This is a genomic window from Sphingopyxis sp. H115, assembly GCF_001468465.1.
Taxonomy (GTDB): Bacteria; Pseudomonadota; Alphaproteobacteria; order Sphingomonadales; family Sphingomonadaceae; genus Sphingopyxis.
The window spans coordinates 1-17203 of sequence record NZ_LNSA01000049.1 but is presented as its reverse complement, the minus strand read 5'-3'; the positions used below and the strand labels follow the sequence as shown (position 1 = coordinate 17203).

The following is a 17203-nucleotide window of genomic DNA, read 5'->3' as shown; positions in this document are numbered from 1 at the left end:
GAAGTCGACATGCAACGCGCGTCCCGCCTCGGGCAGCGCGCGGTCCTTCGCATCGACCCCGGTCACCGCGAACACGCCTCTATAGGATGCCGGAAAGGCAGGCGGCGCAGCGGGCCCGCCGTTGCCCACCGCCGCGACGATCAGCATGCCGCGCTGCTGCGCACGGCCAACCGCCGCGGCGAGCAGTTTATTGTCGGGACCGACAAGGCTGATCGTGGTGACCGCAACCCCGCGCTGCGCCAGCCAGCCGAGCGCGCGCGCGATCGCGCTGGCGTTGCCGCCCGCCGGATCGCGCCCGTAAACATCGGCGGCGAGAAGCTGCTGCCCGGGGGCGGCGCCCGCCACCGTCCCGCTGCCGACAAGCAGCGATGCGACCGCGGTGCCGTGGCGGCTCGCCGACGGCGCCCCCTTGGCAAAGCCGCGCTGTTCGACGCGCCCCGAGACCGAGGGATGCGCCGCGACGCCGCCGTCGATCAGGCCAAGCGGGGCGCGCGGCCTGCCCGCCGCCGCAGACGCAAGCGCGGCGTGCGGCAGAGCGCCGCCGGGTCCGCTCGCGAAATAGATATGGTCGACATCGACCGCCGCGCCCGGAAGTAATTTTGCAAGCTGCTTGCGCGCACGCCCGAGGCTTCGTCCACCGGGCACTTGAAAGCGCGCGATGTCGAGATCGAGCCCCTCGATGCGCTCATGGTCGATCAACGCGAAGCCCGCCTTGCCAGCGCGCGCAATCATCGCCGCGTCGACCCCGCTCGCGATGAGCACACCGCGCACCGCCGGCGCGCCGCGCTCGTCGAGTTCGACCGTGTCGCGATTTCGGCGCAGCAGCGTCGTAATCCGGTCGAGCCGAACCTGCGTCAACCGGTCGGTGATCGGTTCCAGCCTGCCCGGATCGATGTCGGACAGTGGCGGCAGGCCGCGCCCGATATCGGGCAATTGCGCCGGCGGCAGGAGGACCTGCGCTGCAACATGCCCCGCCCCGCCGAGCAGGAGGCAGGCTATCGCCGATAATATCGCCCAAAATCGCATTGCAAGTCTCACAAGGGCCGGCGGCAGCGCCGGTTCCCGAAAAAATTTAGCATGGCGCGGAAGAAACGATAGAAGCCGCTCGTTTCTTCCTCGATTGAGCGAAAGGCCACAATGCGCTTCGAAGAGGAACTGGTCGCGTTGCTGCCCCGCCTGCGCCGTTTTGCGCGCGGGCTGGCACGTCATGCTAGCGACGCCGACGATTTGTGCCAGGCCGCGATTGAGCGCGCGCTGAAATCGCAGGATCAGTGGCAAGCCGGAACAAGACTGGACAGCTGGATGTACCGCATCACCCGCAACCTCTGGATCGACGAGCGCCGCGCCACGGGCCGGCGCGGCGTCCACGCGCCGATCGACGAAACGGTCACACAGATCGCGGGCGATGGCGCCGCCGAGGTCGAGGCCGGCGCGCTGCGCGGCGACGTCGGCGGGGCGATGGCGCGCCTTCCCGACGAACAACGCGAGGTCGTGCTGCTCATCCTCGTCGAAGGCTATGCCTATCGCGAAGCCGCCGACATACTCGACGTACCGATCGGCACGGTGACCTCGCGCCTTGCGCGCGGGCGCGAGGCGCTGATGCATCTGCTGGGGGAAGCCGCATGAGTTTCGATCCCGCCACCGTCGCCGCCTTTGTCGACGGCGAACTCGATGACCTGACCGCGCGCCGCATCGAGCGCGAGGCCGCCAGCGACCCCGCGCTGGCCGCCGAGATCGCCCGGCACCATGCGCTGCGGGCCGAGCTCGCGGCGCACTATGCGCCCGTTATCGAAGCACCGGTGCCCGAACGGTTGCGCGCGCTGCTGGTCCCCGGCGCGGCGGTCGATACCAGCCTCGCGGCGCGCCGCGAGGTGAAACGCGCGCGCTTCGGCCCCGTGCATTGGGGGGCCATCGCGGCGGCGCTCCTGTTGGGGCTCACATTGGGGATGCGGCCGTGGATACCCGCCGCCAGCGTCGGCGAAGCGAACGGGACGATCGTCGCCGAGGGGCCGCTCGCCCGGGCGCTCGACACGCAGCTCGCCTCGACGCAGCCGTCGAACGCAGCAGTGCGGATCGGCCTCAGCTTCAAGGACAGCGCCGGCCGTTATTGCCGGAGCTTCGAAAGCCGGTCGCTGAACGGCATCGGTTGCCGCGACGGCGATGGCTGGCGTCTTGAACGCACCATGGCGGGACAGAACGGCGCCGATTATCGGCAGGCCTCGTCGGGCGAGCTCGTTGCGGCTGCGGCGGCGATGATGGAGGGCGAGCCGCTCGACGCCATCAGTGAAAAGGCGGCGCGCGACACCGGCTGGACGCACCGCTGACCTTCGGCCGCGCGCCTCTGCCCCCCTGCTACGGCTGTCTTGCAAACCAAAGCCCCGCGTATCGCCGAGAGCTCGCGACTCGCTCCGCCGCCAGCCCGGCTTCAACCGATTGCGGATGTTCGCTCTGCGCCCCATAAGGCTGACCCGGCAGCATTGAGGAAGAGTAATGCAGCGAAAGCTTGCCGCCCAGCTCGCAATTCAGAGCGGACTAGAGGTAATCTCGTTTGAGCATTTTGACGGTCTCGTCTTCAAGCGCGGCCCGACGTTGAAGATGTTTTCTTCCCGGTCGAGCAGAATACTCGGAGGAAGCACGCAGAGACGGAGGGTCGTGGGCGACCTGATAGTGGTTTTCGAGGAAGATCTTGAGCGTCTGCGTCCACCATCAAAGCGGTTCAAATTTGGCAGCCTTGTGACCTTCATGCCGACGGCGAACTTTCCATGGACCATCACTGGATCGGAGATCATCGAGGGCGAGGTCGACCGGAATTTTTTCGGGAAGATTCGCAAGCTCCTGAATGCCCTTCCCGATAGCAAGTCAGAATGGATCTCGAAGTTCGGAGAAGATTTTTTCTCGCGCACTCTGACCAACCGCTGCGTTGAAACGGTCAGATACCTGAGGTCCCGTGAATGAATTTCGATGTCCGCTAACGACCGATTGTGGACATTAAGCCACTCGATTATGTTCCGCTCTGCGTCATGGCAATTTGGACGGAGTCGAGGATAGCGTGATTGCTAGACTAAATTGGCTGGCCCTCAAGGTCGCAAGTCTTTTTAGCAAAGTTGCGCTTCTGCTCACGATTGCGGCCTCGATCCTATGGGTGCCCACTTCAAATTTTCTGCTGGAAATGGGCTGCGATCAGCGTGGTCTGTGCAATACGGCCTTCGAGAATTTCTTGTGGATCTGGGGTGTCCCGATTGCGGCGATCAGCATCGCGTTTGCACTTTGGATTATTGGAGGGCGGGCCAGTGAAGCCGCAAATGAGGTCGTCCGCTAGCGTCATCTAACGACCGATTGCGGACGGTTCGACGATGGTGCAATTTGACCGGATGACACCGGGCCGAATTTTTCTACTTCTTTTGATTGTCTCGTTTTCGGGATGCAGCGACGTAGAGAAAGGGGCCGCCTCGAAGGCGATCGCCAACGAACAGAGTGGTTCGCCTTCAATGGCCTCCGGTTACGGCAATCCACGGCGAATTGCCGCGCCTTTCCGATTTGCATTTGAGGAAAGTTCGGTTGAGCTTTGTTCATCATCCGCGACCCCGGAAGCGCCAGCATGCCTTCACAATAGACAACGATGCTGGCTGGAGTTCGATGACAACGCCAACAAGGATATGGACGCGATAACCAAACAGAACTTTATCGCCGAAGAAGGGACATATTGGATTGAGGGCATTGGCAGGGTGGCCACGTCGAACAACGGCTTTGGTCATTTGAATGCGTATGGATGCCAAGTGGAAATGACCAAAGTGAGCCGGTTTGATAAGATATCAAACTAGGCGGAGAGACTCCCGGCCCGATCGTATGACGTCCGCTTCCCCCCTAAGCAGACAAACGAAAGCCCGCCGGGGCCCAGGCTCCGGCGGGCTCTGTACCTAGCGAACAGCCTGTTTATTCGGCGCGCGCCGGAATACCCGTCATCAGCGTGTGGAGCTCGCCCGCTTCCCACATTTCCATCATGATGTCGCTGCCGCCGATGAACTCGCCCTTCACATAGAGCTGGGGGATCGTCGGCCAGTCCGAAAATTCCTTGATGCCCTGGCGGACTTCCATGTCCTGCAGCACATCGACCGTCTCATATTCGATGCCGAGGCGGTCGAGCATCGCGATCGCGCGCGACGAAAAGCCGCACTGCGGGAACAGCGGCGTGCCCTTCATGAACAGCAGCACGGGGTTGTCGGCGACCAGCTTGGCAATTCGGTCGTGGGTGGCGGGATCGCTCATTTCATGTCTCCGGCGGCGCGCTGCGCCTAAAAAGTTTCGCTTCTGGTCCCTATGAAGGAACTGCGGTCGTCAATTGCAAGGCATGAAGTTCGCCGCCCATCCGGCCGCCGAGCGCCGCATAGACCGCCTTGTGCTGAGCAACGCGGGTCATCCCGCGAAAGGCGGCGCTGACGACATGCGCCGCATAATGGTCATTGTCGCCGGCAAGGTCGGTGATCGCGACCTCGGCGTCGGGAAACGCCGCGACGATCATCGCCCGCAGGTCGTCCTCGCGCATGCCCATCGCTATCGCCTCAGTTCTGGCTGTCGATGAACTGGCGGCGCGCCTCGGCGGTCTTGTCGTTCAGCACCGCGCGGATTTCGGCATCGCTGATTTCGACGGCGGCAGCGGTCAGGTCGCCCGCGAGCTTGCGGATGACATCCTCATCGCCCGCTTCTTCGAAATCGGCCTGAACGACCGCCTTGGCATAGGCGTCGGTTTCTTCGGGGGTCAGCCCCATGCGTTCGGCGGCCCATTGGCCGAGCAGGCGGTTGCGCCGCGCGGTGATGCGGAATTGCACCTCCTGGTCCCGCGCGAATTGCGCCTCGAAAGCCCGTTCACGATCGTCGAATCCGCTCATCTTGTCCTCACCGGAATGAAATGTTCCTCCGCAGATAGGTCGCGTGCCGCGGCGGCGCAAGCCGCCTGTGCCGCAGATCACTTCCCTTTCGCTTACGAAGGGTTTAGGGTCCGCAGTCAGGGAATGGGTCGTACCGCAGCAATAGAGGACTGCGCCTTGCCGGCAATAGCGTCGGCACGGCGTTTCTATGCTTGTGCTTGGGGGATTGGTGATGACCGCTCGACATCCGCATTTTGCGCCGCTTCTGGCGTTGCTGGCCTTGGCCGCGCCCGGCAGCGCGCTCGCGCAGGGCGGCGACCCCACGCTTCGCGACAGCTTTTCGATCGGCGCCCAGGGCGGATCGCTCTGCGAGGTACAGGCCACCGTCCGCGACACCGTGGTCAAGGGCATGTTCGACCGCGCCTGGACGATCGTCTGCCGCGACGCGAGCCAGCCGGTGGGCACTGTCCGCATGCTGCGCGCGACGCCCGAGGAGGCGCACGCCCGCATCGTCGGCGATGTGGGCCGGACGGGCAAGATCGTCTGCGTCAAGGACGGCCGTTGCACCGTGCACGACAGCAATGTCGCCTGGACGACGCGCGTCGAAGCCGCAGGCGAGACGACCTATGCCGTCGAGGGTTTCGAGGCCTATGGCGATGCGCTCAACCTGGCGCTCGAATCGATCCGCCAGCGCAAGGTCGTCCCCGGCGTCATCAAGGTCGCGACGACGTCGGTCGGCGACAATGACGGCTTCGCGCGGACGCTGGCGGGAACGATCGACGTCGACAAGGCGCTGGCGGAAGGATATCGACGCAACCACAGCGGCGATTATGCCGAGGCGGCCGAATTTTTCGAAGCGCTGTCGCGCCGCACCGCCGAAGAGCAGGCGTCGGCGGGCCTCGATCCCACCGAATTCACGCTCAATCGCGCGTTGCAGGAATCGAACCTCGGCGAATTTTCCGAAGCCGACCGCCTGTTCGCCGAGGCCGAGGCGGTGCCGACAAGCGATCCGGTCCAGCTCCGCCTCCGCCGCAATTTCCGCGCGATCCATGCGCTGAACCAGCGCGATTACGACGGCGCCGCCGAGCTGCTGCGGCGGCCGATCCCGCCGATGACCGGCGCGGTCGGCTTGTCCGGCAACGCGATCACCCTGACCCCCGAAATCGTCGCCGGCGTGAACAGCGGCAACAGCGCGCGCGCGATCCGGCAGACCTCCGACCGCGAACGGCTGAGCCCGCTCGAACGCGCGCAGATCATCGACGCGCAGGCGGTCCACCTGCTCGGCACCGTCGAACGGCTGCGCGGCGACGCGCAGGCGGCGAAAGCGGCGCAGCTCCGGGGCCTGTCGGAGGCGCTGGCGGTCCGCGAAGGGCGCGTCACCTCCATCATCCGGCTGCGGTCGCAAATGCTCGGCGAACTCGCGCTCGCCGAAGAGGCGCTGGGCGACAATGCCGCCGCCGATGCGCGATTCCTCGAATCGATCCACGCGCTGGCGATCGAATATCCCGAAACCAACGCGCTCGCATCGGCGCGCGCGCGCTACGCCGCCTTCCTGACCCGCCGCGGACAGGACGACAAGGCGATCGCCATCTATCGCGAAGTCGTGACCGCGCTCGCCGGATCGCAGCGCTCGACGACCGGCATGGCGAACATGATGGCGCCCTATTATCGTCTGCTCGCCAGCCGCGCAGCGACCGACCCTAGCGCGATCGGCGATTTCTTCGTGGCCAGCCAGTTGCAGGTCCGCCCCGGCGTCGCCGATACGCAAGCCGTGCTGGCCCGCGAATTGTCGAGCGGCAGCGACGAAGGCGCGCGACTGTTCCGCCAGGCGACGACGCTGAACCGCGATATCGAACGCGCGCGGATCGAGGATGCGCGCCTCGCCCAGCTTCCGGTGTCGCCCGAGGTCAATGCGCTACGCGCCGACCTCCAGACGCAACTCGACAATCTCGCTTTCCAGCAGGCCGAAACGATCGTCGCGCTGTCCGCCTTTCCGCAATATCGCGTCGTCGCCCCCGGCAAGCTCGACCTGCCCGAATTGCAGCAGGTGCTTCGCGCGGACGAAGCCTACCTCAAGATGCTCGTTGTCGGCGACGCCGTTTATGCGATGCTGATCGAACAGGGCGGTGCGCAGCTCTGGAAATCGGACATCAGCGCGTCGGGGCTCGATACCGCGGTCGACACAATCCGCTCGACCATCTCGATCGTCGAGAATGGCCGCCGCGTCACCTATCCTTTCGACGCCGCCACCGCATACAAGCTGTACGGCCAGCTGTTCGGCCCCGTCGCGGCGCGCCTGCCGGCGGTGCCGCACCTGATCTTCGAACCCGACGGCGGTATGCTGCGGCTGCCGGTCAACCTGCTGATCACCGCCGATACCGGCCTTGCGGCCTATGAACAGCGGCTGCTCGATCCCGACGCCGACCCGTTCGACATGCGCCAGATCGCCTGGCTCGGCCGGACGACGCGGCCGAGCACCGCCGTCTCCACCCTCGCCTTCCGCAACGCCCGGCAGGCGGCGCCGTCGACCGCGACGCAACAATATTTCGGGCTGGGCCAGAACCAACCGGTCAGCGGCGTCCTGCCGTCGCTCGGTACCCGCGGCGCGGCCGGCGGCAGCGTCGACAGCGATTGCATGTGGGACGCATCGCTGTGGGCGCGCCCGATTTCGGCGGACGAGCTGGTTACGGCGCGCAATGCCATGGGCCGCGAGGCCGCGACATTGCTGACCGGCGGCGCCTTTACCGACACGGCGGTCAAGACTCGCGCCGACCTTGGCGACTATCGCATCATCCATTTCGCGACCCACGGTCTCGTTACCGCGCCCAAGCCCGCCTGCCCGGCACGCCCCGCGCTCGTGACCTCGTTTGGTGGGAGTGATTCCGACGGGCTCCTGACCTTTCAGGAGATATTCGACCTCAAGATCAATGCCGACCTCGTCATCCTGTCGGCGTGCGACACGGCGGGGGCCGCGTCGGTCGCCGCCACGCGCGAAGCGGGGCTGTCGGGCGGCGGCAACGCGCTCGACGGGCTGGTGCGCAGCTTTATTGGCGCCGGCGGGCGATCGGTGATCGCAAGCCATTGGCCCGCGCCCGACGATTTCGACGCGACCGAACGGCTGATCGGCGGCCTGTTTGCCGCTCGTGAGGGAACGAGCGTGGCCGACGCGCTTTGGGCGACGCAGACGCGGCTGATGGACGACAAGCAGACCTCGCACCCCTATTATTGGGCCGGTTTCGCAATCATCGGCGACGGCGGGCAGGCGCTGCTCCACGGCGGTACCACCGCCGCAGCAAACGGGGAGGCCGCCGGCCGCGCCGCCCGCTGATCCGATGACGATAGCCGAAACGATCCAACCCGAAGCGCGCGATGTCGCGTCGGACAGCCGGCCAGCGGCCGTGCCGCTGCGCAAGCGGGTGCGCCGGCTCGTCATGCAGCTCGGGCCGTCGCGGATGGCGGCGACCATCGTTTTCCTGCTCGTCGCCGTGCTGATCGCGCGTTTCAGCTGGCAGATGCCGCTGATCGATGCCGCCGAACGCGCGCTCTATGACGCGCGCGCGACGCTGATGGCGCCGCATGTCGAACAGGACAAGCGCATCGTCATGATCACGTATAATGACGAGACGCTGTTCAACACCGGCATCCGGTCGCCGCTCGACCGCACCTTGCTCGCGAACGCACTCGGCAATCTCGACCAGATGGGGGCGAAGGCGATCGGCATCGATATCGCGTTCGATTCGCCGCGCCCCGACGACGATCTCCTGAAGGCGCAGCTGCGCGCGATGAAGACGCCGACGTGGCTCGCCTATGCCGAGCAGGCGAGCAATCCGAACACCATTTTTTACGAACAGCAGAAGTTCCTCGAAGCCTTCATCGCCGACGTCACGACCGACAAGACAAAGCCGACGAGCGTGCTGTTCCACGTCGACGACGACGACGTGATCCGCACCTGGCCCGACCGGCCGAAGAATCTGCCGCCTTTGATGTCGAACGCGCTGGCCCCGGTCGATCCGGCGCACGCGAATTTCCAGGGCAATATCCGGTTCCTCGTGCCCGCGCGCGCCGCTGCCGGACAGGAGGAGCCCGTTTTCGCCAACATCCCGATCGACACGTTCGCGCTGCCGATGGATGCCGACATGCGCGCGGGCTTCGCCGAGCTGGTCAAGGGCCGTTATGTCCTGATCGGCGGCGACATCATCGACAACGACCAGTTCAACACGCCGCTCAGCCGCTTTCCCGACGCGATCACGGGGCAGCATGAAACGATGATCGGGCTCGAGGTCCATGCGCATATGCTCGCGCAGCAGCTCGACGGCGCCTGGACCCGCCCGATCGCCGGACCGGCGCTGTGGGCGCTCGCGATCCTCATCGTCCTCGCGGGCGGGCTGACCAGCCTGATCGACCTGCGGGCCCGCTGGGTCGCACTCGCTTTCCTCGGGCAAATGGCCTTTTTCATCGCCTTCCCCTTCTGGTTGCAGGGCCGCGGAGTCGACACGACCACCCTGCCCACCTTTGGCTGGGCGATCGGCTGGCTGTTCGGCTATGCCGCCGTCGGCACCGCCGCGCGTACCGTCGGGTCGCGCCAGCGCGCCTTCGCGCAGTCGGCGCTCGGCAAATATCTGCCCGTCGACGTCGCGGCGCAGATCATGCGCGATCCCGACCAGCTCTCGCTGCATGGCGAGCGGCGCAACATCTTCTGCGTCTTCACCGATCTCGAAGGCTTCACCAAATTGAGCCATGCAGTGACGCCGGAAACCGTCGCCCGCCTGCTCAACGAATATCTCGACCGTCTGTCGGACATCGTGCTCGCGCACGGCGGCACGATCGACAAATTCGTCGGCGACGCGGTCGTCGCCTTCTGGGGCGCGCCCCTCAGCCGTCCCGACGACGGCCCGCAGGCGGCAGCGGCGGCACTCGACATGTATGAGGCCGGCGAGAAATTCCGCGTCGACCTTGCCGCCGAGGATATTCCCCCGATCGGCATGACGCGCGTCGGGCTGCACGTCGGCGACGCGATCGTCGGCAATTTCGGTGGCGAAGGGCGCATCCAATATACCGCGCTCGGCGACAGCATGAACACCGCGTCGCGGCTCGAGGCGGCGAACAAGGAGCTGAAGACCGGCGTACTGGTTTCGGCCGAGGCGGCGGCGCGATCGGGCCGCGACGACCTGGTGCCGATGGGCCGCGTGACGCTTCGCGGCCGCGCGCAGCCGGTCGACCTTTTCACGCCGCGCCCCGATCTTGTCCCGGAACGGCGCGCGCGCATCGCGGCGCTTGTCGCGGCGCACGCCGCGGGCGATAAAAATGCCTATGTGACCGGCGCCACAGCGCTGGCTGCGGAATTTGCTCAGGATGCATCCATCATGTTCCTGATCGAACGCCTGAACGAGACCGAAAGAGGAGAAAGCTATGTTCTTTCCTGACTTGCCGATGCGCCGCCTGGGCCTGACCGCCGCTGCCGCCGTGATGGCGGTGGCGATGGTCGGCACCGCCGCCGCGCAGTCGATGGTCGTTCGTTCGACCGGGCCGTCCGCCGGCAAATATCCGACCGGCGCCAAGCTGAAATCGACCGACAAGCTGAACCTGGTCGCTGGCGACAAGGTCGTGCTGATGCAGGCGGGCAAGACGCGCACGCTTTCGGGGCCCGGGACGTTCGGCGCCACCGGCACGGTGCAGGCCAGCCAGTCGCTTGGCGGCAATGTGGCGCGCATGCTGGCCAAGGGGCCGACGATGCGGTCGCGCGGCGGGTTTACCCGCGGCGATCCGGCGGCGCCTCAGCCCGCCGATATGCGGGCGCCCAATCTCTGGCTGCTCGACTATCGCGAAGGCGGCACCTTCTGCGTCGCCGATCCCGCGACCCTGATGCTGTGGCGCCCCAATATGGTGGGCGACACCGCGCTGGAGATCGAAAGCGCGGGGAAAAAGACCATGGTCGCGATCGTCGACGGCGCCAATTTCCGCAAATGGCCGGTCGACGTCCTACCGGTGCAATATGGCACCGACTATCGCCTGTCGGGCGGCGGGCTCGCGCAGCCGGTAACGGTCCGCTTCGCGGCGATGGATACGATACCCGACACGGTCGAAGGTTCGATCGACATGCTGATGGCCAAGGGCTGTTCGCCGCAGCTCGATCGGCTGGTCGATACGATGTCGGAAGCGGAGGCAGGGCAAGGTTGAACGGCGCGGGCGGCATTGAACCCGCCGGGGCCATCTGATACCAATCAGAAGAAAACCGCCATCCAATAGGCGGAACCTTTCCTTGGGTCGAAATTCGCGCTGCCGGTTTCCGGCAGGGCTGTTTGAATGGGCGCCGCAGCCTTGCGGCGCCGACGTACGCAAGGGGTGGTGATGATCACGGGGGAAGTGGGACATATTTGGGTGGCGCGGCCCGGCAGGGCAGCCATTCGCCGGGCTGCAATCTGTTCGGCGGCGCTGGTCGCTGCCACGCTGCCTGCCGCAGCGCTGGCGCAAGCGACCCCGCAAGTCCCGACTCGCGAGGAAATCCAGCAACCGGTGCTGGCGCCGGTGACCCAGCCGAACGAACAGGTGGTTTCCGCCGACGACAGCATCGAACGCGCGCCCTGTCCGCTTGCCAACCCCGAATTCGCCAACATCCGTTTCACGCTGCGCGGCGTCGAGTTTTCGAATGTCGAGGGCATCGACACCGCCCTGCTCGCGCCCAGTTGGTCCGATCGGGTAGGACAGGAACTGCCGATCGCCGCCGTGTGCGACATTCGCGACCGCGCCGCCACCCTGTTGCGATCGCGCGGTTATCTTGCGGCGGTGCGCGTGCCGGCCCAGACGATCGATGACGGGATCGTCCGCCTCGATATCCTCTCCGCCCGCATGACGCGGATCGAAGTGCGCGGCGACGCCGGGGCGAACGAACGGCTGTTGCAACGCTATCTGTCGCGGCTCGACGACCAGCCCGTGTTCAACGTCGCCCAGGCCGAACGCTATTTGCTGCTGGCGCGCGATATTCCCGGCATGGACGCGCGGCTGACCTTGCGCCCCGGCGGTGCGCCGGGCGAAGTCGTCGGCGAAGTGACCGTCGCACGCACGCCCATCGTGTTCGACTTCAACGCCCAGAATTTCGGATCGCGCGACGTCGGCCGCTGGGGCGGCACCGCGCGCGTCCGCTTTGCGGGGCTGACCGGCATGGGCGACCTCACCACCGCCAGCTTCTATTCGACCCCCGATTTCGACGAGCAGAATGTCGTGCAGCTTGCGCACGAGTTCCGCGTCGGCGGCGAAGGGCTGCGGTTCGGCGCCAGCTACACCCACGCGTGGACGCGCCCCGACATCGCGGCCTTCCCGATCAAATCGAAAACGCAGGTCGTCAGCCTGTTCGCATCCTATCCCGTCACGCTGACGCAAGCGGAACGGATCACGATCGGTGGCGGACTCGACCTCATCGACCAGGACATCGCTCTGGGCGGTGTTCCGCTCAACCGCGACCGGCTGCGCGTGTTCAACCTGCGCGCCGACGGCAGCTGGATCGATCCCGCATCGATATCGGGGCGCGGCGGGTTCAGCCCGTCCGAGCCGCGCTGGTCCTATTCGACCTCCTTGGAATTGCGGCAGGGCGTCGATTTTCTTGGCGCCAGCGACGATTGCGGCCCGACCGGCGCCGCTTGTTTCCTGCCCGGCGCGGTCCCGCTGACGCGCATCGAGGGCAAGCCCGACGCCTTCCTCGTCCGCGCCAGCGCGCAGGCCGAATGGCGACCGGCAAAACTCTTTACCCTGTCGGCGGCCCCGCGCGCACAATGGGCAAGCGATCCGCTACTCGCCTATGAGGAATTTTCAGGCGGCAATTTCACCGTCGGGCGCGGGTTCGATCCCGGCACGGTGATCGGCGACAAAGGCGTCGCCGTCGCGCTCGAAGCGCGCTACGGCTCGTTCGTCCCCGCCAACACCAAAAGCTTCGCCGTCCAGCCCTTCGCCTTTTTCGATGCCGCCTGGGTGTGGAACAAGGATAATGCCTTCAACGGGCTGAACCCGCAGAAACTCTATTCCGCGGGCGGCGGCGTGCGCGTCGCCTATGGCGATCTTGGCCGGCTCGACGTGACGCTGGCGGTCCCGCTCAACCGCGGCGGCTTCCTGACCGAGCGTCCCGATCCGCGGCTGCTCGTGTCGCTGACGACCCAATTCGGCGTGCGGGCGCGCTGATCATGACCCTTGCCCATGACTCTGCATCGAGGACGACCGCCATGCGTGCCACCGCCACCCCCTCGCCGAGCCGCAACGGAAAACGGCGCCTGTTCGAAAGTTGCGCGATCGCCGCCGGGCTGATGGCGCTGGCCTATGGCGGGCCAGCGCTGGCGCAGGTGGCGGGATCGGGTACGATTACCAACCTGCCCGGGGGCACCACGGGCGGCACCGGCGCGAACCCGTCGACGGTCGACGTCACCGGACCCCAGAATATTGTCACCTGGACTCCGTCGAACGCGCCGGTCGACGGCGTGATCGACTTCCTGCCGTCGGGCAACACGCTGAACTTCGTCGGCGACACGTCGGGCTATATCGTCCTCAACCGCTTCACGTCGGGATCGGGTGCATCGATCACCGACCAGATCGCGCTCAACGGCACCGTGAACAGCTATGTCGGCTCGACCACCGGCCCGCGCGGCGGCAATATCTGGTTCCAGAATGCCGGCGGCATACTGATCGGCAGCAGCGGCGTCATCAACGTCGGCAGCCTCGTGCTGACGTCCAACGATATCGACACGACCGGCGGGCTGCTCGGCGCCGGCAACACGATCCGCTTTCGCGGCACATCGGGCAGCCAGGCGTCGATCGACGTCCTCGGCGCGATCAATGCGAATAATGTGGGCGATCCGGGCAGTAGCTATGTCGCGCTGGTCGCGCCGCGCGTCGTCCAGGGAGGAGCCGTCAGGGTCGATGGCTCCGCGGCCTATGTTGCCGCCGAACAGGCCGATATCCGTATCAACAGCGGGCTGTTCGACATCAACGTCCTCGTCGGCGCCGAAGGCGGCAACGTCATCACGCACACGGGCAGCACCACCGGCCCCGCACACCAGCAGGACGACACCGACCAGAGCCGCATCTATATGGTCGCGATTCCCAAGAATGACGCGGTAACGATGCTGGTCAGCGGCGCGATCGGCTATGACGACGCGCTCTCGGCGCAGGTTGATCCCGACGGCGCGGTCCGCTTGTCGGCGGGCTATAATATCACGGGCGGCGAACTCGACGCCGCACCCGTGAACGCGACGGCGGCGAACATCGCGGCCAGCGACACGCTGTTCCGCAGCGACGTCGTGGCGCGCGCCAGCGGCACCTTTGCCGCCGCCCCGACGCAGACGCTGCCGTCTTCGCCGACGCCGCTGTCGGCCGAGGGCCAGTTCTTCGTCGAGGGCAATGGCAGCTTCACGGGCGATGCCGGCGCTTCGCTCAATCTTGGAGCGGGACAGCAGGCGGGCGCGACGGGCAGCTTCACCATCCAGTCCGGCGCCAACGCCGCGATCAACGTCGACGGTGGCACCCTCGCGGCAGGGTCGCTCGCGATCACGGCGTCGGGGACGCCCGATGCCGTGACCGGCGATGCGCAGGGCGGCACCGCCAGCCTGACCATCACAGGGGGCAGCGTCACCGCGTCGGGCGTCACGGTAGAGGCGAACGGAATCGCCGATCTGGGGTCGAGCGGCGCGACGGGCACGGGACGCGGCGGCACCGCCAGCATCACGGTCCGCAATACGGGCAGCAACCTCACGGCAGGCAATGTCTTTATCAACGCGATCGGCAGCGGCGATTCGACGTTCGTCAGCGGCCCGCCCGCGATCAACGGCGACGGCATTGGCGGCAATGCGACGCTGACAGTCGCCGACGGCGGCAGCGTCGGTCCCGTCACGCTGTTGTCGCTCAACGCGACCGGCATCGGCGGCATCGGCCTCACCCAGTCGGGCGACGGCGTCGGCGGCACTGCGCGCATATCGGTGACCGGCACCGACACCTTCCTGTCGACAACGCAGAGCTTTGTGCAGGCCGGCGGCGACGGTGGCGGCAGCCTTGGCGGCTTCCAGTCGCTGAACGCGGGCGCCGGCACTGGCGGCACCGCCGAAATGGCCATCGTCACCGACGCGGCATCGACCATTTCGCTCGGCGCGGTCCTCGTGTCGGCGCTCGCGCGCGGCGGCAGCGCGAGCGGCGGCGAAAATACCGCCGGCGGCAACGCCACAGGCGGCAACGCCACGCTGACGGTCGATGGCGGCGTCAACGCGCAGGCCACCTCGATCGCGCTCAACGCCTCGGCGCTGGGCGGTGGCGCGCTCAGCACCAGCGGCATGACCGGTCAGACGGGGAATGCCGCCGCAGGCGACGTGCTTCTGGCGGCGACCAACGGCTCGGCGATCGCAAGCAGCAGCGGCATCAACCTCTTTGCCGTCGGCATGGGCGTGTCGGGCGAGAATTTCGGTACCGGCACCGGCGGCACGGTCGCGGTCAACGCCACGAACGGCGCCACGATCGACGCTGCGAACACGCTCTTCATCCAAGCGATGGGCGGCAACACGCTCGGTGTGATCGGACAAAGCGCCGGCAACGGCATCGGCGGCGACGTCGACCTTACCGCCAACGGCGGCACGATCGAGGCCGAAATATTCGACATCGACGCCAGCAGTTCGACGGTCAACGTCGCAGGCGTCGGCGGCAGCGCGCAAGGCGGCACGATCGACCTCTTCGCGCGCGCCGGCGGCCAGATCGCCTCGACGCTCGACTCCGCCAATCTCTTCAACGCCAACGCCCGGTCGGGGGTCAGCGCGGCAGGCACTGCGGCAACCGGCGGCACGATCCAGATGATCGCGAACGCCGGGACGATCGATCTCGGCAGCGGCGGCGCGTTCGTTTCGGCGGACGGGACGACGGGCGGGGCGGCGACGCCCGGCACGAACAATCCGACCGGCACCGGCGGCACGGTTGTGCTTCGCACCGAGGCGGACACGGCGAACGCAAGCCGCATCGATGTGGGCGACCTGTTCGCATCGGCCAACGGGCAGGCGCAAGCCGACGTCGAATCCTTTCCCGGCCTGCCCTTCGACACGGCGGGCAACGGCCAGGGCGGTACGATGCGGATCGAGGTTGCGGGGGGCACCTTTACCGGGAGCGTGCTCGAACTGTCGGCGGCGGGCCGCGGCGGCGGCAGCGGCGCGGGCAGCGCGACAGGCACGGGCGGCACCGCCAGCTTCACCCAGACGGGCGGCACAGTCTCTGTCAGCGACATGCGTATCAGTGCCGATGGCTTCGGCGGATCTGCCGACGGCACGTCAGGGATCGGCATCGGCGGCACTGCGACGATCGACCTCAGCGGCGGCACGCTGACCGGCGCCGATATCTTCGCGACCGCCGATGGCTTCGGAGGCGATGGGCTTTCGGGCAGCGACGACGATCCGTTGAACATCGTCCCCGGCGGCGACGGGGGCCAAGGTCGCGGTGGCTCCGCGACGATCAACATCTCGGGAACCGCGGTGGTCGACGCCAGCGTCATTCAGGCCAGGGCGCTCGGCAACGGCGGCGTGGGCGGCGGCTTTTTCAACTTTTCGAGCTTTAGCGGCGTCCCCGGCACGCCCGGCAACGGCGCCGAGGGGATCGGCGGCAACGCCGCGGTCAACGTCACCGGCGGAACGACGACCGCGAGCAGCGTGATCGCCGACGCATCGGGCATCGGCGGCGACGGCGGCAACAGCTTTTTCTCGAGCAGCAGCGGTGGCGCGACCAGCGTCGGCGTTGGCGGCACCGGCGGCACCGGCCGCGGGGGGACCGCGACGATCGGGCTCGAAACGGCGATCGGGGGCGTCGGGACCGCGAGCAGCCTTGCGCAGGGCGTCGGCGGTGTCGGGGGCAATCACAATGACGGCGGCGACGGCGGCGACGGCTTCGGCGGGCTTGCCCAAGCGATCGTCACCGATTTCGAAGCAGGCGAGTTGGCGATTACGCTCGATTCGTCGGGTCTCGGCGGCAATGGTGGCGGCGCGAACGACGGGGCCGGTGGCGATGGCGGCAACGGCAACGGCGGCGTATCGCGCTTTGCGGCCGAAGGCGACGCCAGCGCAACCGCGGTCGAAACCAATTTCATCACCAGCGGCATCGGCGGCAATGGCGGTAACGCTCAGCTTGGTTTCGGCTCGTTCGAACTGACCGCCCCCTCGGGCGGCAACGGCGGCAACGGACGCGGCGGCACGATCGAAATCGCCGCAAATGACGGCGGGACGGTCACGCTCGGGCTGATCGACGGCAGCGCCGTGCAATTCGACAATTCGGGGATCGGCGGGGGCGGCGGCAACGGCGCGAACAGCGTCTTCGATGCCAATGCCGCGGCGGGC

14 protein-coding genes are annotated in these 17203 nt (G+C 66.9%); 10 read left to right on the top strand and 4 right to left on the bottom strand.

Annotated elements, in window-relative coordinates:
- On the bottom strand, positions 1-1026 hold a 1026-nt coding region (locus ATE71_RS21005; RefSeq protein WP_082665340.1), incomplete at its 3' end, for a S8 family serine peptidase.
- Between the two features lie 111 nt (positions 1027-1137).
- Here ATE71_RS21005 and ATE71_RS21000 point away from each other — a divergent pair.
- The 5 genes from ATE71_RS21000 to ATE71_RS22340 all read left to right on the top strand — a co-directional run bounded on the left by ATE71_RS21000 (position 1138) and on the right by ATE71_RS22340 (position 3821).
- Positions 1138-1626, top strand: coding sequence for an RNA polymerase sigma factor (locus tag ATE71_RS21000; protein ID WP_058805283.1), 489 nt, complete (start codon positions 1138-1140; stop codon positions 1624-1626).
- Positions 1623-2324, top strand: coding sequence for an anti-sigma factor family protein (locus ATE71_RS20995; protein WP_058805282.1), 702 nt, complete (start codon positions 1623-1625; stop codon positions 2322-2324). Before ATE71_RS21000 ends, ATE71_RS20995 begins: the two co-directional genes overlap by 4 nt.
- A 166-nt stretch (positions 2325-2490) precedes the next feature.
- Positions 2491-2955, top strand: coding sequence for a hypothetical protein (locus tag ATE71_RS20990; protein WP_058805280.1), 465 nt, complete (start codon positions 2491-2493; stop codon positions 2953-2955).
- A 94-nt stretch (positions 2956-3049) separates the two neighbouring features.
- A complete protein-coding gene (locus ATE71_RS22620) occupies positions 3050-3319 on the top strand; it encodes a hypothetical protein (protein ID WP_160328070.1) in 270 nt (89 codons plus the stop codon).
- A gap of 34 nt (positions 3320-3353) precedes the next feature.
- Entirely contained in the window at positions 3354-3821 is a 468-nt protein-coding gene (locus ATE71_RS22340) for a hypothetical protein (RefSeq protein ID WP_152998876.1), read from the top strand.
- Positions 3822-3933: 112 nt separating this feature from the next.
- Here the strand turns inward: ATE71_RS22340 and grxD are convergent, their stop codons facing one another.
- Genes grxD through ATE71_RS20975 form a run of 3 tightly spaced genes read right to left on the bottom strand, consistent with a single transcriptional unit; the run spans position 3934 to position 4886 of the window.
- Positions 3934-4266 (bottom strand): Grx4 family monothiol glutaredoxin, encoded by a 333-nt coding sequence (gene grxD, locus ATE71_RS20985; protein ID WP_058805277.1) that lies wholly within the window; start codon positions 4264-4266, stop codon positions 3934-3936.
- A 49-nt stretch (positions 4267-4315) separates the two neighbouring features.
- Positions 4316-4549 (bottom strand): BolA/IbaG family iron-sulfur metabolism protein, encoded by a 234-nt coding sequence (locus ATE71_RS20980; protein WP_058805275.1) that lies wholly within the window; start codon positions 4547-4549, stop codon positions 4316-4318.
- 10 nt (positions 4550-4559) lie between these two features.
- Positions 4560-4886: a DUF1476 domain-containing protein gene (locus tag ATE71_RS20975; protein WP_058805274.1), complete on the bottom strand. Its 327-nt coding sequence runs from the start codon at positions 4884-4886 to the stop codon at positions 4560-4562.
- Positions 4887-5097: 211 nt separating this feature from the next.
- Between ATE71_RS20975 and ATE71_RS20970 the strand changes: the two genes are divergently transcribed.
- The 5 genes from ATE71_RS20970 to ATE71_RS23090 all read left to right on the top strand — a co-directional run.
- Positions 5098-8193: a CHAT domain-containing protein gene (locus tag ATE71_RS20970; protein WP_058805285.1), complete on the top strand. Its 3096-nt coding sequence runs from the start codon at positions 5098-5100 to the stop codon at positions 8191-8193.
- 4 nt (positions 8194-8197) lie between these two features.
- On the top strand, positions 8198-10288 hold the full coding sequence (locus ATE71_RS20965) for an adenylate/guanylate cyclase domain-containing protein (RefSeq protein ID WP_058805272.1): 2091 nt from the start codon (positions 8198-8200) through the stop codon (positions 10286-10288).
- Positions 10275-11042: a hypothetical protein gene (locus ATE71_RS20960; RefSeq protein WP_058805270.1), complete on the top strand. Its 768-nt coding sequence runs from the start codon at positions 10275-10277 to the stop codon at positions 11040-11042. Before ATE71_RS20965 ends, ATE71_RS20960 begins: the two co-directional genes overlap by 14 nt.
- Before the next feature lie 171 nt (positions 11043-11213).
- Positions 11214-13034 carry a ShlB/FhaC/HecB family hemolysin secretion/activation protein gene (locus ATE71_RS20955; RefSeq protein ID WP_152998875.1) on the top strand — a complete coding sequence of 607 codons (1821 nt, stop codon included), beginning with the start codon at positions 11214-11216 and terminating at the stop codon, positions 13032-13034.
- A 41-nt stretch (positions 13035-13075) separates the two neighbouring features.
- Positions 13076-17203 (top strand): beta strand repeat-containing protein (locus ATE71_RS23090; protein ID WP_414893038.1); only part of this gene is annotated, 4128 nt, incomplete at its 3' end.

Coding starts and splice junctions, on each gene's coding strand:
- ATE71_RS21000 (WP_058805283.1), top strand. CDS start 1,138: ATGCGCTTCGAAGAGGAACTGGTCGCGTTGCTGCCCCGCCTGCGCCGT.
- ATE71_RS20995 (WP_058805282.1), top strand. CDS start 1,623: ATGAGTTTCGATCCCGCCACCGTCGCCGCCTTTGTCGACGGCGAACTC.
- ATE71_RS20990 (WP_058805280.1), top strand. CDS start 2,491: ATGCAGCGAAAGCTTGCCGCCCAGCTCGCAATTCAGAGCGGACTAGAG.
- ATE71_RS22340 (WP_152998876.1), top strand. CDS start 3,354: ATGGTGCAATTTGACCGGATGACACCGGGCCGAATTTTTCTACTTCTT.
- grxD (WP_058805277.1), bottom strand. CDS start 4,266: ATGAGCGATCCCGCCACCCACGACCGAATTGCCAAGCTGGTCGCCGAC.
- ATE71_RS20980 (WP_058805275.1), bottom strand. CDS start 4,549: ATGGGCATGCGCGAGGACGACCTGCGGGCGATGATCGTCGCGGCGTTT.
- ATE71_RS20975 (WP_058805274.1), bottom strand. CDS start 4,886: ATGAGCGGATTCGACGATCGTGAACGGGCTTTCGAGGCGCAATTCGCG.
- ATE71_RS20970 (WP_058805285.1), top strand. CDS start 5,098: ATGACCGCTCGACATCCGCATTTTGCGCCGCTTCTGGCGTTGCTGGCC.
- ATE71_RS20965 (WP_058805272.1), top strand. CDS start 8,198: ATGACGATAGCCGAAACGATCCAACCCGAAGCGCGCGATGTCGCGTCG.
- ATE71_RS20960 (WP_058805270.1), top strand. CDS start 10,275: ATGTTCTTTCCTGACTTGCCGATGCGCCGCCTGGGCCTGACCGCCGCT.
- ATE71_RS20955 (WP_152998875.1), top strand. CDS start 11,214: ATGATCACGGGGGAAGTGGGACATATTTGGGTGGCGCGGCCCGGCAGG.